Below are 14504 nucleotides of genomic sequence, written 5' to 3'. Positions count from 1 at the left end.
ATGCTGTTCCTTTCTTGTCTGTGTTGGGCCTCAACCCTTTAACGCACCGGCAGTGAGGCCGGAAACGATGCGGCGCTGGAAGATCAGCACCAGAATCACCAATGGGACCGTGACCAGCACCGACGCCGCCATCAACAAGCCCCAAGGCAATTCATGAGGGCTGCCGCCGGAAATCAGCGCGATGGCGACCGGGACCGTGCGTTGCGAGTCGGTCAGGGTGAAGGTCAGGGCAAACAGGAATTCGTTCCAGGCGGCGATGAAGGCCAGAAGCCCCGTGGTGACCAGTGCCGGCCAGAGCAACGGCAACAGCACGCGGGTCAGCGTGACCCAGGGTGACGCACCGTCCATGATCGCGGCCTCTTCCAGCTCATGAGGCAGTTGTCCCATAAAGGTGGTCAGCACCCAGACGGTGAAGGGCAAAGTGAAGATCGTGTAGCTCAGGATCAACGCCCAGGACGTGTTGTACAGGCCCAGGGCACGTATCACTTCGAACAATCCCGACAGCACCGCGACTTGTGGAAACATCGAGACGCCCAGGACCATCATCAACACCACGCCGCGTCCGCGAAACTTCACCCGGCCCAGGGCATAGGCGGCGGTCAGGCTGAGGAGCAACGCCAGCGCGACCACGCACAGCGCAACCACCAGCGAGTTGCCGATGGCCCGCAGGAACGAGGCCTGGCCCAGCACGGCGGCATAGTTGGAGAAGTCGGGGTTATCGATCCAGTAGCTCACCTGGAACAAGGCGCTGGACGGCTTCAGCGACGTCACGATGGCGTAGTAGAACGGAAAGACCGCGTACAGCAGCAAGATCCCGATCAGGCACCAGAACCCGGCGCGCAGCAGGGCTTTTTTCAGCAGGCGCGGGCTCATGAACGAACCTCCAGCTGACGGCGTCCGAGGTACAGGTACGCCATGGCGATTACCGCCACGACCAGAAACAGCAAGGTCGAAGCGGCGCTGCCGTAACCGACGTCCTGGAATTCCACCAGGTGCTGACGGGCATAGACCGACATGCTCATGGTGCTCGATGAGTTCGAGGTCAGCACATAGATGACATCGAACACCCGCAAGGAATCGAGGATGCGAAAGATCGCCGCCACCAGCAATGCCGGCATCAGCAGCGGCAGGGTGACCCACCAGAACACTTTCACCGGGTGAATGCCATCGACCCTGGCGGCTTCGTAGCAGTCGCTGGGCAACATCTGCAAGGCCGCCAGCATCAGCAGCGTGACGAAAGGCACGGTCTTCCAGACGTCGACGATGATCACGGCCCACATCGACAGGTCCGCGTCGGCTGTCCAGGCCAGTGGCGCATCGATCAGGCCGAGGCCGAGCATCAGGTGATTGATGATGCCGAACTGGTCGTTGAGCATCCATGACCAGATTTTCGCCGAGACGATGGTCGGGATTGCCCAGGGGATCAGGATCAACGCCCGCACCAGCGCGCGTCCAGTGAACTTGACGTTCAGCAGCAACGCCACCATCAGCCCCAGTACGATTTCCAATCCCACTGACACCACGGTGAAATGCAGGGTGTTGCGCACCGCGTTCCACCACTGCGGATCGACCAGGATGCCGGACCAGCCCGCGCTGCTGTGAAACAGATAATTGCTCAAGCCGACAAAGGTTGCATCGCCCGTGTCGGCCAGGCTGGCGTCGGTCAGGCTGAACCAGAATGTGCGCAGCAGCGGCCAGGCCGCCACCAGGGCCAGGCATAGCAACATCGGGCTCAGGAACAGCCAGGCGGCGCGAACGCGACGGCGTTGTACCGGCGTTTCCCGATTGAGCAGGTACTCGTCGTCGCCGGGGGCGAGTGTAGTGGAGACAGACATGGTGATTTCCTTCCTTGTGGCTTACCAGTTCCGGCGTTTGATGCGCGTGAGTTCGCTTTCCAGTTCGGCCAGCGCCTGATCGACCGGCCGTTCGTCCGCCAGCACGCCGTGCACTTGATCGAAGAAAGCATTGGAGACCCGTGGATAGCGGTCGGCGGTGATTGAAGCAGGGCGCATGACCCCATCATTGAGGATGCTGCGCAGTTGGCTGTAGTACGGCATGGCCGCGAGCAACTCGGGATCTTGGTACAGCGACTCGATCACCGGGTTGTAGGCACCCACCAGGGCGCGGTGTTTCTGTTGTTGGGCGCTGCTCAGGTAGCTCACCAGTTCTGCGGCGAGCTTGGGGTTGGCGCTGTAGCGCGACACCGCCAGGCCCCAGCCGCCGAGGGTGGACGCATGGGTGCCCGTCTCGCCGCCGCGGGGCAGGGGAGCGACGCCGACCTTGTCCTTCACGACGCTGTCCTGGCTTTGCACCAGGGCCCAGACATAAGGCCAGTTACGCATGAACAACGCATTGCCCGACTGGAAGACGCCGCGTCCTTCTTCCTCGGTGTAATTGAGTACGCCACGCGGGGAGATGTCTCCCACCCAGCTTTTGGCCAGGGTCAATGCGGCCCTTGAGGCCTGGCTGTTGACCACGATGTCGCCTTGCTGATTGACCAGCCCGCCTTGCGGCTGGCTGCTGATCCACTCCAGTGCGTTACACGTCAGGCCTTCGTAGGCGCGCCCTTGGAATACATAACCCCAGGCATTGGCGTTCCCGGCAGCGCGTTCGGCCTGTTGGACAGCCCTGGCAGTCGTGGTCATTTCTTCCCAGGTCTGGGGCACGGGCTTGTTGTACTTCTCGAGCAGGTCCTTGCGGTAATACAGCAGCCCCGAGTCCGTGAACCACGGCATGGTCACCAGGCGCCCGTTCACCGTGGCGTTGTCCACCTGGGCCTGGAAGTAACCCTGGGTCGCGTTGGCAGGAAGCACTTCGCGCAGGTCCATCAAGTGCTTGGCCAACATTCCCGGCCACACCATGTCGATCTGGATGATGTCGATGTCGCTGGATTGCGCACTGAGGATCTGTTGGTAGAACGACAACCGCTCGGTCGCCGAGTTAGGCGTGGAAACCACTTCGACGCTGTTGCCGGTCTGCTTCGACCACGCCTCGACGGCCTCCTTGCACAGTTGCAATTCAGCACCCACGGCACCGCAGGAAATCGTCAGGCTGGCGGCTGTGCAGAGGGATGGAAACCCGACGCACAGGCCGAGCAGTGCCGCTGGAAGGATCGATTTGAGCTGTTTCATAAAGCCCTCTTTATTTTTGTTTTTAGAGAAGTTAACGTTAACATCGCCAAATGTAGCAGTGTATTTGCGATGAGGCATCCTTTTTTTCCTTTGGTTTGACAATTCAGAACCTGGGCGAAAAAGGCCGGTCGCGGCAACAGAACAATAAAAACAAAACAGGGAAAATCCACATGCAGAAAGCATCAAGCTGGCTACTCGCAGGCGTGCTCGGCGCCGCGGCGACCACGTCTCAGGCCGCGACTCTGGAAGAGCGCATGGCCGCTTTCGAGGCCCGTGCCAGCGCAGCGGAAAAACGCGCCGCCGCCGCCGAACAGCAAACCCAGGCACTCGCCAGGGAGTTGCAGCAACTCAAACTCGCCACGCCCGCCGTGCAACCGGTGGCATCCGCCGCTACGGTCCCCACGCTCGACGCTCGCCTGGCAAAACTCGAAGCCAGCCAGCAAAGCACGCAGAAACAGGGCAGTGGCGCACACCTTACCGACGGCTTCAGCTTCAAGGGCTACGCCCGCTCCGGGCTGCTGATCAATGATGGATTGGGCGGTGGTCGTGGCGGTCCGTACACCACTCCGGCCGGTTCTGTGGGTGGCGCTGTCGGGCGACTCGGCAACGAAGACGACACCTACATGCGCATCGACCTGTCGAAAGAGCAGTATGCGCAGAACGGCACCCACTCCAAGTTCACGGTTTCCATCGCCGATGGTGTGGAGAGCTCCAACGACTGGACCGCCGATGAAAGCAACCTGAACGTGCGCCAGGTGTTTACCGAACTCGATCACCTCGCGGCATTCAAGGGCAACTCGATGTTCGAAAACTCCACCCTGTGGGCCGGCAAGCGCTTCGACAGGGATAATTTCGACATCCACTGGCTGGACTCCGACGTTATCTATCTGGCCGGCACCGGTGGCGGTATCTACGATATACAGATGAACAAGAACTGGCGCTCGAACTACTCATTGATCGGTCGCAACTACGGCGATTTCAGTGAGGGCGGCGTCAATGCCGATGTGGAAAGCTACATCCTGACGTCCAACCAGTTTTTCGACGGTGGGCAGTGGCAGTGGATGTTCAACGCCATCGGCTCGAAGAAAAACGACTTTGCTACCCGCACCAACGAAGCGGGGCTGACGCCGGCCGATTCCGGCTTGCACAGCATGATCGCCAATCACCAGAAAAACTTTTTCGGCCGCGAAGGCTTCTTCAAGACGGCGCTGCTCTATGGGCAGGGGTTGGGGGCTGAGGTCAAGAACGTTGGCTCGGATGGCGAGCTGATCGACGACGCCCGCGCGGTGCGCCTGGCGCTGTACGGCGAAACGCCCTTGGCGTCCGACTGGCGCATTGGCCCGAGCCTGCTGGCTGAGCAAAGCAAGGACCGCTACGTCAAAGGCGACGATTACCGTTGGATGACCCTGAACGTGCGGTTGGCCAATGAAATCAACAGCAATTTCGAGATGGCCTACGAGATGAGCTGGCAAACCATGAAGCTGGACCCCAAGGGCTACCTGCAACGCAATGCGGTTGACGGCAACTTCTGGAAATTCACGGTCGCCCCGACCTTCAAGCCCGACCTGGGCGATCTGCTCACGCGTCCTGAGCTGCGCCTGTTCGCCAGCGTCATGAACTGGTCGTCGGACCTGGACAGGTACAGCACCACGGACTCCTTCGGCAAGACTGACTTCAACGCCGGCGGTGTCTGGCAGTACGGCATCCAGATGGAAACCTGGTTCTGATGCTGGTCAGTTGAAACTTGTGAAGCAAGCCCGCTCCCACGGGTCATGCGGTTCACTCAGGAAAAACGATGGACCTGTGGCGAGGGAGCTTGCTCCCGCTCGGCTGCGAAGCAGTCGTGAACCGGCGGGTGCGGTGTGTCTGATGCTCCGCATTTGGCAGGTTCTGGGGCCGCTTCGCGACCCAGCGGGAGCAAGCTCCCTCGCCACACAAGCCAAACCGCTGGTTTTGATCGTTCCCACCGCTGCGTGGGAATGACCGATTTCCCACAGATGCATTGAGTGCATTTCAGTGACTAACAGGGTGGACGGCTGCTTGGGCCTGTCATGACCGAATGCGGGTCGCCTTTGCTGGATCTACAACCGACGGGTTGCTTTTGGAAGGACTGGGGCTACTGTACTTAGGATCAACCTGCCGGACCCGGGGCCGGTTGATTCGCCCAGCCAGCGCTCGGGTGCTGGGCCTGGTTCGTAGAGGCAACGTGATTTTCGTGTCCACGACACCGCCAAGGAGGCACCATGTCATTTCTTTACCATGTGACGAACAAGGCTAACCTGGCGAATATCAGCACCGCCGGGCTGGCCCCCGCCGCCAAACGAAAGGCTTCCACGGCCCAGGCATTCGGCGCAACTCAAAAGAACCGGATTGAGATGCGCGAACACAATCGCCTTGCACGCTTCAAGATGCTCCTCAAGGAACTGGCGGTGGCAGGTTATTCACCGCGCACGATCCTTTTCAATGAGCGAGCGGCAACGGCGAGGGTGCAGATCGCTTTTTCCAACAAGGATTTTGCCGTCGTAGACGATATTCCCTATGTCGAGCAGGTCGGTGTCTATCCGCCCATTCCCGCAAAAAAAGGCGTTGTTGCGGCCGACGCGGACCTCAAAGAGATTCTGGCAAGGTACGTCGAGAAGCTGCGCAGCGCCTCGGCACCGTTGGACGAGGACTTGGTCGACGAACGACAGGCCAAGGCCCATAGGGCGAAGAATTCCTTTTACGGCAAAGCAGTCCAAGAGATCGATAGGCTGGATCTGTCGTTTCACCACCAGCATTTTCTCAGCGAACTGGCCTATGCCTATGAAGAGCTGGTGGCCGACGACGAACAGGAAGTCACCCGTCACCGCGTATACCTGTTCCCTGAGAAGCATCTCAAGAGTCAGTACAGTACTTACGCCAAGCATATCGTCAGTGGTCAGTACGAGAACCTGGCGATATTGCGGGTGGATTCGGCGAATGTTGCCAATCCGATGTTCGATGCGGCGCAGGGCAACGGCGCGACAACGAAAGAAATCATCCAGGCCATCCACATCAACTATGTGGTCGGTATTCCCTTGGCCTCGGTGCAGGATGGCAGTGTCTTCAACGGACAATGGAATGAGTTGAGTCAATTCGAGTGAGGCTATCGAAGATTTTTTACTGAACCCAGGTCTATCCGGTCATGTCACTCGTTTGTCAGGAACGACAACATGATGGAGCAGCCGATGCGACCTCTGTACTTCACCAGCCTTTCCTTTGCCGCGCTGCTGTGCGTAGCGTGTTCAAGCCAGCCGCCCGCGACATGGAGCTATGCAGACGCTCAAGGACGGGCCAATCTCCCTCCCGACCAAACCTACCCCGAACTCTTTGAAGCGGTGCAACGCGAGCAGGTGTTCACCGACCAGAAGCATTTCGTGGACGCACTGCCCAACCGTGATCCGGCGCAGATCCGCGCCGATTACCTGGACCGACGCAACCGTGATGGTTTCGATATCAAGGCTTTTGTGAAAGACAACTTCATCGAATCCGGCGAAGTCGAAAGCCCGGCTCCCAAGCCCGGCGCTCCGATCAAGGAACATATCGACAGCCTTTGGCCGGTACTGAGTCGATCCTACCGCCAGGTGCCGGCCTACAGCAGTTTGTTGCCCCTGCCGCAGCCCTATGTGGTGCCCGGCGGACGCTTTCGCGAGATGTATTACTGGGATTCGTATTTCACTATGTTGGGACTTGAGCAGAGCGGTGATGAGGCCCAGGTCCGGCAGATGACCGACAACTTTGCCTACATGATCGACACCTACGGCCACATTCCCAACGGCAATCGCACCTACTACTTGAGCCGGTCGCAGCCTCCATTCTTCGCTTACATGGTGGAGTTGCAGGCGCGTATCGAAGGTGACCAGGCCTATGGACGATACCTGCCGCAGTTGCAGAAGGAGTATGCCTATTGGATGGAGGGCGCCCAGTCCCTCAAACCCGGTTCGGCCGCGCGACACGTGGTCAAACTCGCCGATGGCAGTGTGCTCAACCGCTATTGGGATGCCAGCCCGACGCCTCGACAGGAGTCCTGGTTGCAAGATGTCAGCACCGCCGAGCGAGCGCCGGACCGGCCCAAGGAAGAGGTCTGGCGTGACCTGCGCGCCGGCGCTGAAAGCGGTTGGGACTTCAGCTCGCGCTGGTTGGACGACGGCCAGAACCTGGCGAGCATACGCACCACGGCCATCGTGCCCGTGGACCTCAATAGCCTGATTTATCATCTCGAAAACACCATCGCCAAAGCTTGCGAGACGGTGCAGAACATCCCCTGTGTCCAGGCTTACGGCCGGCGCGCCGAGCTGCGTCAGCGTGCCATCGAGAAGCATTTGTGGAATGCCGACAAAGGTTTCTACGTGGACTACGACTGGCAACGCAACCAGCCACGCCAGCCGCTCACGGCCGCGACGCTTTTCCCGCTGTATACGGGGCTGGCGTCTGTCGAGCATGCCAATCGCACCGCCGATGCGGTACGTGACGGCCTGTTGCGCCCCGGCGGCATCGCCACCACCCAGGTCAGTAATGGCCAGCAGTGGGACGAACCCAATGGCTGGGCACCGTTGCAATGGGTCGCGGTGGAGGGGCTGGACCGATACCAGCAAACCGCCCTGGCGCAGCAAATTGGCAGCCGTTTCTTGCAGCAGGTCGAGAACCTTTACCGCAAGGAAAACAAGCTGGTGGAGAAATACGATCTGTCCGGGCGCGGTGACGGCGGGGGAGGCGGTGAATATGAACTGCAGGACGGCTTCGGCTGGACAAATGGGGTGACGCTCAAACTGCTGGGTAAATATGGCGCGACTCCCCCAACCCTAGTGGGTAAGTGAACGCCGTACACATCCCCTGTGGGTTCAAGCTCGCTCCCACAGGGGATGTGTGGTTGGCATCAAGTGTCACGATCATCCGGAAAAAATGTGGGATGTCTATTCATGCACCGTCACCCGATTGCGTCCGGTCTTCTTCGACGTATACAGCGCCTGGTCCGCCCTGGCGATCAGGTCGGCGTGGTCGTTCGAGGGCTGGCTCAGGTCGGCCACGCCCAGGCTGATGGTGAAACGGATGGTTTGGTCGTTGTACAGCACCTCCAGCGCCTCCACTGAGTGCCGCATGCGTTCGGCGAACGCGTGTGCGCCGCTGCTGTCGGTATCCGAAAGCACCACGCCAAACTCTTCACCGCCATATCGCCCGACCACATCGGAGTCGCGCGCATGTTCGCGCAACAGCCTGGCGACTTGCTCGATGACCTTGTCGCCGGCCTGGTGACCGTAGGTGTCGTTGACCCGCTTGAAGTGATCGATATCGAGCATCACCAGGCTCAACGCATGGCCGTAGCGCTGGTGCCGGGCGTAGGCGGCTTTCAGGTCGCTTTCCCAATGACCGCGGTTGTAGAGCCCCGTCAGCCGATCGGTGCTGGAGAGTAGCTGCAGCTGCGCGTTGGCGGCCTGGAGCTGATGCCGGTTGGTGGCGACGTCGGTGACGTCATAGATCACCAGGCAGATGTGCTTGATGGTGTTGTCAGGCGAGCGCAGCGGCAGCAGCGTGGTGTTCTGGTACATGAACGCTTCCTGGCCCGTGATCGGCTGGTAGCTCTTGAACCGAATCAGGTACGGGCGCTGCTCCCAGACCGTGAACGCTGGCGTGCCCAGGGTCGCGACACTTTCCACCTTGCGGCTGAACCATTGGCGATCGATTTCAGGGAACAGGCTGAAAAAATGCTGATTGTGGGCATCCTTGGGCTGCACCCCCGAGCGGTTCTCCATGAAGGTGTTCCAGACCTGCACACGGTACTCTCGGTCGAGCACCACGACACCGACGTCGATGCTCTGAACGATGGCCAGCAACCAGTGAAACTCGTTCAGATCGATGGAATCGTTCATGGCTCAGCTCATCAGATAGGCGAGTTTGTGGGTCAACCGTTCGATGGAGTCTTCCGTGAACAGCAGCAACAGATCGAAGCGAATATCGTGCCCTTCCAGGCTGTAGCTGATTTCCACTGCCAGGGTCTTTTTCCAGTGCATGCGGTTGCCCTGGATCAGTTCCTCGATGGCCGCGTGCTGGCCGAGAATCTGCGGATGGCCCTGGGAAAACACCACATCGATCTGTTCGGCAATGCTGCTGAGACACGCGCCGATCAAGACGCTGGAAAGGTCCAGCAACATTTCCAGGTCCGAATAATCGGCGCTCTCGCGCTGCATCAATTGCGCGATGTCGGCGATTTCCGAGTCATGGAATATCAGCAGGGCCTCACCGGCGATGCCGCTGCCGATGAAACCTTGGCAGATGGCCGTGAGTTGCTGGGCGCTGCCGACGTCGTTGAGCGCCATATGCAGTTCCCCGACCTCGAGGATGTTCACGTTCGGCACCGGCAACTGCACAAAGACCCCCAATACCTTGGCGATCAGGGCTGCGGCCCGGCCTATGGCCACGTTGACCGTCTCGCGGAACACATCGTGAAAACCGATGGCCGTGTTCGTGGCCGAACGATTCTGCAACGGCACCTGGCCGGATCGGGTCAGTAGCCCCACCCGGGTGAGGGTCTGGCGCAGTTCGTTTTCGTCGAAAGGCTTTTTCAGGAACGCCAGCGCGCCCAGCTCAAGCACGCGGCGCACCGCCTCGTCCTGGACGTCACCGGAAATCACGATGACTTGCGCCTTCAAGCCCTCGGCGCGCAATGCGCTCAACACCTGGTAGCCATCCATCTCCGGCATGGTCAGGTCGAGCAGCACCACTTGCCCCAGGCCTTGGCGTATGGCGTCCATCGCCTGGCGCCCGTTGACCGCCTCGGTGACCGAAACCGGCCAGTCTGTAGGCAGCGCGCGCAACACCTGCTTGCGCGCCATGTTGGAGTCGTCACACACAACCAGGGGAATCAACGGCACAGGGGTATCCATTGGCGTTCAATGGCAGAGTGGTTCCTACGTACATCATTCATAGGCTGGCAGGGGGCCCTTGATTAACGAACAGGATTTATCAGGCATTGCGTCCTGCATGAAAGACTTGCAGGGCACTGTTGTATTAAAAACTGGACCAATAAGTCAGGGGAGTCAACTGCACTTCGTCATTACAACCAGCGCAAAGCCACGGTCGGCGTGCCGATTGGCATTGGCAGGCACAGTTTGTGGTCTATAGTTTTGTGCAGGTCCGGAATCCTTCGGTGCCGCGTCGGGTACCCGCAGGCCGTCAGCAGTGAACAATGCAGGGAGCACACCATGGCGATCCAACGGGCGAGTGTACTGACGTCGGCCCAGGATGTCGCCCCTCGTGAAAACCCCTTGTCCGATGCGACGAGCGATCTGTTTCGGCGCCGCTTCGATCAGGTCAAGGAAGCCTACATTCTGTTCCCGCTGTTGGCGGCTCTCCTGCTGTCGGTCATCTGGGCGGGCACCCTTTACCTGATCAAGGTCGAACAGACCCGCGCGCAGCGGGGCATCGCCGAGGCGAGCCTGGAAATCGGCGCCACCTACGAAGCGCAGATCCTACGGGCGGTGCGTGAAATCGACCAGACCCTCAAACTCGTCAAGTACACCTACGAGTCCGAGCGCGAGACAAATCCGCTGCCCAAGCTCAAGGCGCGCGCCTTGCTGCCTTCACCTTATTTGTTTGATGTCAGCGTGGTGGATGCCAGGGGGCTGGTCGTGGCCAGTACCCAATCGAGTGAGGTCGGAAACCGGATCGCCAAGGATGAGCTGCAAGCGGTGGGGCGTGACACTGCGCTGTCGATCAGCCGCCCGTGGAAAAGCCCGGCGACGGGGGAGTGGAAGCTACGTTTCAGCCGGCGGCTCGACACGGGGGATGGCGCATTCGCCGGGATCGCCATGGTTGAAGTCGATGCGGCTTATTTCGTCAGCAGTTATGACACCTCGAAGCTTGGCAATCAGGGCTTGCTCGGCCTGCTGGGCATCGACGGCGTCTTTCGGGCACGGCGTAGCGGGGAAGCGATATCGGCCGGCAATGAGGTCGATTACGCCGCCGTGGTGCCGGACACCGAAAACACTGACGCCGTACGCTTGATCAACGGGACGGACGGCGTGCGGCGCTACACCAGTGCCCGTCAGCTCTACGATTTTCCGCTGGCGGTGATCGTCGGGTTGTCCGAAGAAGAACAACTGGCCACAGTGACGCGGCAAGCGCACACCTACCTCTGGCGCACGGCCGGCGGCAGCCTGTTGCTGGTGTTGTTGGCGGGGCTGCTCGCCCGGATGAGCTGGCAACTGGTGCAAAGCCGTCTGCGCGCAGGCGAAGCGAAAATTGCCTACGCCGAAAATGTCGAGTATCTGGCTTATCACGACGGCCTTACGGCGTTGCCCAATCGCAGTCTGTTCAGCAAGCTGTTGAGCCAGAGCATCGGTGAGGCAAGTCGTTATCATCGGCAACTGGCAGTGCTGTTCCTTGACCTCGACCGCTTCAAACAAGTCAACGATACGCTTGGGCACGATGCTGGCGATCAATTGCTCAAGGAGGTGGCGTTGCGACTCAAGGCGTGTCTGCGCACCAGCGATACGGTGGCTCGATTGGGCGGCGACGAGTTCGTGATCCTGCTGCCAGAGCTGTCCGATGACAAGGACGTGGCAACCGCTGCCCAGAAAGTCCTTGGGGCCATTGCCCGGCCTTTCAACCTCCAGGGCCAGGAGTTCCGGGTGACCGCCAGCGTCGGCATCAGCGTTTTCCCACAGGATGGCCTGGACGAGCAGACCCTCAAGAAAAACGCCGATATCGCGATGTACCAGGCCAAGCAGTGCGGCAAGAACAATTTTCAGTTCTACTCCGCGAAGCTGAATGCGGACTCACTGGAGCGGATGACGCTGGAGCTGAGCTTGCGCCACGCGCTGGAGCGCCACGAGTTCCAGCTTCACTACCAGGCCAAGCGAGATATTGGCAGTGGCCGCATTACCGGCATGGAAGCGCTGCTGCGCTGGAATCATCCGGACCTGGGTATCGTGGCACCGATGCAATTCATCCCGGTAGCGGAGGAGACCGGTTTGATCGTGCCGATTGGCAAGTGGGTGCTCAAGACCGCCTGCCAGCAAAACGTGGCCTGGCAGCAACAGGGATTGCCATGCCTGGGGGTCGCCGTGAATCTCACGGCACGGCAGTTTGCCGATGAGAACCTGCTGACGGACCTGGCTGGGATATTGGCCGAAACCGGTATGGATGCACGTCTGCTGGAGCTGGAGATCGCCGAGAGCCTGCTCATGCAGGACGTCAAGAAAGCGTTGAACGTGTTGACCGGGCTCAAACACCTGAAGGTCCGCATCGCCATCGATGATTTCGGCATTGGCTATTCTTCGCTCTCTGCCCTCGAACAGTTTCCGCTGGATGTCATCAAGATTGACCGCTCGTGTATCTGCGATACCAGCAGCGTGTCGGAAGACAAAGCCCTGACCGAGGCCATTATTGCCATGGGCCGGACCCTCAGCCTGACCGTGGTGGCCCAGGGCGTGGAAACCAAGGAGCAGGCCGATTTCCTGCGCGACAATGCCTGCGACGAATTCCAGGGGTTCTACTTCAACAAACCGGTGCCCGCCGATCAGTTCAAGGTGTTGCTGAAAGCCCAGGCGGCTGGCACGGATCTCGATACCTGAGGCCCGCGCTTATTGCGGGTCAAGCGGCAGTGCCCTGACGCTGCCGTCTACCTCCTGAGCATCGATATAGCCAATGGTGCCGGGGTTCTCTGCAACACGCTTCTTGACCTCCGCACTGCTTGAAACAGCCTGGGGCGGTTGGCCTCTGCCGGTAAAGATGATTTTCGACCAGTGCGCCTTGAGCTGGGAGGCGGACTTGCTTGTGAACGTTGTGTAGAACTCGTCGCGGGTCGGCGAATCTTCCGTCAGGTCAATGGGCGTTGCCTGTCCTCCGTCGGGGAAACGACTGGTCTTGCCGAGGAATATATCCGCCACCTGATTGCGCGCGAGCGTCTTCACCGGGCTGGACGCGGCGACGACCACCACCACCTCGGCCTTGACGGCAGCGCTGGCGGCGCACAGGGCGAGCCCCGCCATGGCGAATCCGATGAGTCTCACAACCCACATGGCCTGCTCCATCAGAAGACAAAATCAACAGCCAGGCTGATGACGTTGAGCGAACCCCCCGACGTGAAGTCCGGTTGGGGGTTGATCAACGGACCGACCGAGTTGCCCTTGAAACGTGTGTGATCGAACTGCACTTTGGCGTCCATGTTCTTGGTGAAGTCCCAGCGCACGCCCAAGGAAAGGGTCTGCTGGCCTTCGTTTGAGCCAAGGATGCTGTTGAGCGCACCGTTGAGTTCGGCGGCCGTGCCCGCCAGGGCCGGCGGCAAGGCCGATAGCGTCAGGCCCGGGCTGGAGACTTCTGTTTCGGTTCTGGAGCGCGCGTAGGTGACATAGGGGGTGAACGCTGCGATGCGGTATCCGCCGCTGATGTACCAGGCGCTGGTCCTGCCCAGGCCGGAACGGCTGTCCAGACGCCCCCATTCACTCATGACGAACCAGTCGCCCGGATCGTAGCTGGCACCCAAGCCGATAAAGTCGACGGGGGTGTCATCGGAATCGTAGCGATCGGCGATGGCGACGCCTTCCGGACCGAACGCCCTGAAGGTATCGAAGAGTGAATTGAACGGCTCCAGGGTCAGGTCGGCCTTCATGTAGGTGATGCGTGTGGTGAGGACGCCAAGCTCGGTGGTGTTGGTGACCCCCCAGAGATTTCTCGTCAGCGCCTTGCCGGTCCCGTCGGAGTCGCGGCTGTCGGTCTGGCCGTAGTGGGCGTGCACTGTGTTGGTGATTTCATCGACTCGAAACCGGTAGCTGCCATCGATGCCGTCGCTGCTGGAAATCGGCATCAGGCTGTAGACCTCCATGGGCGCTCGCACCCAATGCAGGGTATAGCCCACTTTGCGGGTGTCGGAGACCAGGAACGACGGCAACACGGTACGGCCAATGCGTGCGTTGAAGTCCGGCGTGAACTGGTACTTGATGTTGGCCCACTCGACAAAGGGTCGGTAACTGTTGTCGTAGCGCTGCTCGGAAATGACCTGCACCACAGCTGACAGCTGCGGGGTGAACGTGGCGGTCAGCTGGGCACCGATCAGGCTGTCGACGTCGGCGCTCCAGTTGCGCGAATGCCCCGCGCCGTTGGGCTTGAAGATACTGGAGGTGAAGTCGGCTTTTTTCTCGCTGGAGTGAACGATCCCCACCGTGCCGAAGCTGCTCAACGAGAACATCGACGTATCGGCTGTATCGGCGCTGGAGCCGCCGGCATACAGCGTCATGACGGCCAGGGCCAGTGTATTGGGTCTTGTCGCCATAGGGTCAACGTGACCTCGTTGCATGGATCGCCATTCGTCTGTTCCTTGTAACGTTGGCTGAAACTGCGTGAAACCACCGAAGCGTA

At 60.1% G+C, this 14504-nt stretch carries 11 protein-coding genes; 4 read left to right on the top strand and 7 right to left on the bottom strand.

The genetic code is table 11. The features are described 5' to 3' along the window. Nucleotides 1-30 precede the first annotated feature (30 nt). From TK06_RS08290 to TK06_RS08280, 3 genes are read right to left on the bottom strand one after another with little or no spacing between them, the layout of a single operon-like run. A complete protein-coding gene (locus tag TK06_RS08290) occupies nt 31-873 on the bottom strand; it encodes a carbohydrate ABC transporter permease (protein ID WP_063321670.1) in 843 nt (280 codons plus the stop codon). Beyond that, entirely contained in the window at nt 870-1835 is a 966-nt protein-coding gene (locus TK06_RS08285; protein ID WP_063321669.1) for a carbohydrate ABC transporter permease, read from the bottom strand. Before TK06_RS08285 ends, TK06_RS08290 begins: the two co-directional genes overlap by 4 nt. Nucleotides 1836-1856: 21 nt before the next feature. Beyond that, entirely contained in the window at nt 1857-3131 is a 1275-nt protein-coding gene (locus TK06_RS08280; protein ID WP_063321668.1) for an ABC transporter substrate-binding protein, read from the bottom strand. 170 nt (nt 3132-3301) lie between these two features. Here TK06_RS08280 and TK06_RS08275 point away from each other — a divergent pair, with 170 nt between their 5' ends. The 3 genes from TK06_RS08275 to treA all read left to right on the top strand — a co-directional run bounded on the left by TK06_RS08275 (nt 3302) and on the right by treA (nt 7966). Further along, nucleotides 3302-4858, top strand: coding sequence for a carbohydrate porin (locus tag TK06_RS08275; RefSeq protein ID WP_063321667.1), 1557 nt, complete (start codon nt 3302-3304; stop codon nt 4856-4858). A 516-nt stretch (nt 4859-5374) separates the two neighbouring features. Beyond that, nucleotides 5375-6253, top strand: a complete 879-nt coding sequence (locus TK06_RS08270; RefSeq protein ID WP_063321666.1) for a hypothetical protein — start codon at nt 5375-5377, stop codon at nt 6251-6253. An 84-nt stretch (nt 6254-6337) separates the two neighbouring features. Further along, the gene (treA, locus tag TK06_RS08265) at nt 6338-7966 is read left to right on the top strand and encodes an alpha,alpha-trehalase TreA (RefSeq protein ID WP_086936769.1); all 1629 of its coding nucleotides are present in this window, start codon (nt 6338-6340) and stop codon (nt 7964-7966) included. Between the two features lie 96 nt (nt 7967-8062). Here the strand turns inward: treA and TK06_RS08260 are convergent, their stop codons facing one another. Both TK06_RS08260 and TK06_RS08255 read right to left on the bottom strand, forming a co-directional pair. Next, nucleotides 8063-9016, bottom strand: a complete 954-nt coding sequence (locus TK06_RS08260; RefSeq protein ID WP_063321664.1) for a GGDEF domain-containing protein — start codon at nt 9014-9016, stop codon at nt 8063-8065. A 3-nt stretch (nt 9017-9019) separates the two neighbouring features. Next, complete coding sequence (locus TK06_RS08255; RefSeq protein ID WP_063321663.1) at nt 9020-10030, bottom strand: response regulator; 1011 nt, start codon at nt 10028-10030, stop codon at nt 9020-9022. A gap of 318 nt (nt 10031-10348) precedes the next feature. Here TK06_RS08255 and TK06_RS08250 point away from each other — a divergent pair, with 318 nt between their 5' ends. Beyond that, nucleotides 10349-12721, top strand: coding sequence for a putative bifunctional diguanylate cyclase/phosphodiesterase (locus tag TK06_RS08250; RefSeq protein WP_063321662.1), 2373 nt, complete (start codon nt 10349-10351; stop codon nt 12719-12721). Nucleotides 12722-12730: 9 nt separating this feature from the next. Here TK06_RS08250 and TK06_RS08245 read toward each other — a convergent pair whose 3' ends face one another. Both TK06_RS08245 and TK06_RS08240 read right to left on the bottom strand, forming a co-directional pair. Further along, nucleotides 12731-13168: a substrate-binding domain-containing protein gene (locus tag TK06_RS08245; RefSeq protein ID WP_063321661.1), complete on the bottom strand. Its 438-nt coding sequence runs from the start codon at nt 13166-13168 to the stop codon at nt 12731-12733. Nucleotides 13169-13179: 11 nt separating this feature from the next. Next, nucleotides 13180-14418, bottom strand: a complete 1239-nt coding sequence (locus TK06_RS08240) for a porin (protein ID WP_063321660.1) — start codon at nt 14416-14418, stop codon at nt 13180-13182. Between the last annotated feature and the right edge of the window lie 86 nt (nt 14419-14504).

The sequence above is a fragment of the Pseudomonas fluorescens genome (assembly GCF_001623525.1).
GTDB classification, from domain to species: Bacteria; Pseudomonadota; Gammaproteobacteria; order Pseudomonadales; family Pseudomonadaceae; genus Aquipseudomonas; species Aquipseudomonas fluorescens_Q.
The sequence above is the reverse complement of the archived record's forward strand: the minus strand, read 5'-3'. Positions and strand labels throughout refer to the sequence as shown.

Coding starts and splice junctions, on each gene's coding strand:
- TK06_RS08240 (WP_063321660.1), bottom strand. CDS start 14,418: ATGGCGACAAGACCCAATACACTGGCCCTGGCCGTCATGACGCTGTAT.
- TK06_RS08245 (WP_063321661.1), bottom strand. CDS start 13,168: ATGTGGGTTGTGAGACTCATCGGATTCGCCATGGCGGGGCTCGCCCTG.
- TK06_RS08250 (WP_063321662.1), top strand. CDS start 10,349: ATGGCGATCCAACGGGCGAGTGTACTGACGTCGGCCCAGGATGTCGCC.
- TK06_RS08285 (WP_063321669.1), bottom strand. CDS start 1,835: ATGTCTGTCTCCACTACACTCGCCCCCGGCGACGACGAGTACCTGCTC.
- TK06_RS08280 (WP_063321668.1), bottom strand. CDS start 3,131: ATGAAACAGCTCAAATCGATCCTTCCAGCGGCACTGCTCGGCCTGTGC.
- TK06_RS08275 (WP_063321667.1), top strand. CDS start 3,302: ATGCAGAAAGCATCAAGCTGGCTACTCGCAGGCGTGCTCGGCGCCGCG.
- TK06_RS08255 (WP_063321663.1), bottom strand. CDS start 10,030: ATGGATACCCCTGTGCCGTTGATTCCCCTGGTTGTGTGTGACGACTCC.
- TK06_RS08270 (WP_063321666.1), top strand. CDS start 5,375: ATGTCATTTCTTTACCATGTGACGAACAAGGCTAACCTGGCGAATATC.
- treA (WP_086936769.1), top strand. CDS start 6,338: ATGCGACCTCTGTACTTCACCAGCCTTTCCTTTGCCGCGCTGCTGTGC.
- TK06_RS08290 (WP_063321670.1), bottom strand. CDS start 873: ATGAGCCCGCGCCTGCTGAAAAAAGCCCTGCTGCGCGCCGGGTTCTGG.
- TK06_RS08260 (WP_063321664.1), bottom strand. CDS start 9,016: ATGAACGATTCCATCGATCTGAACGAGTTTCACTGGTTGCTGGCCATC.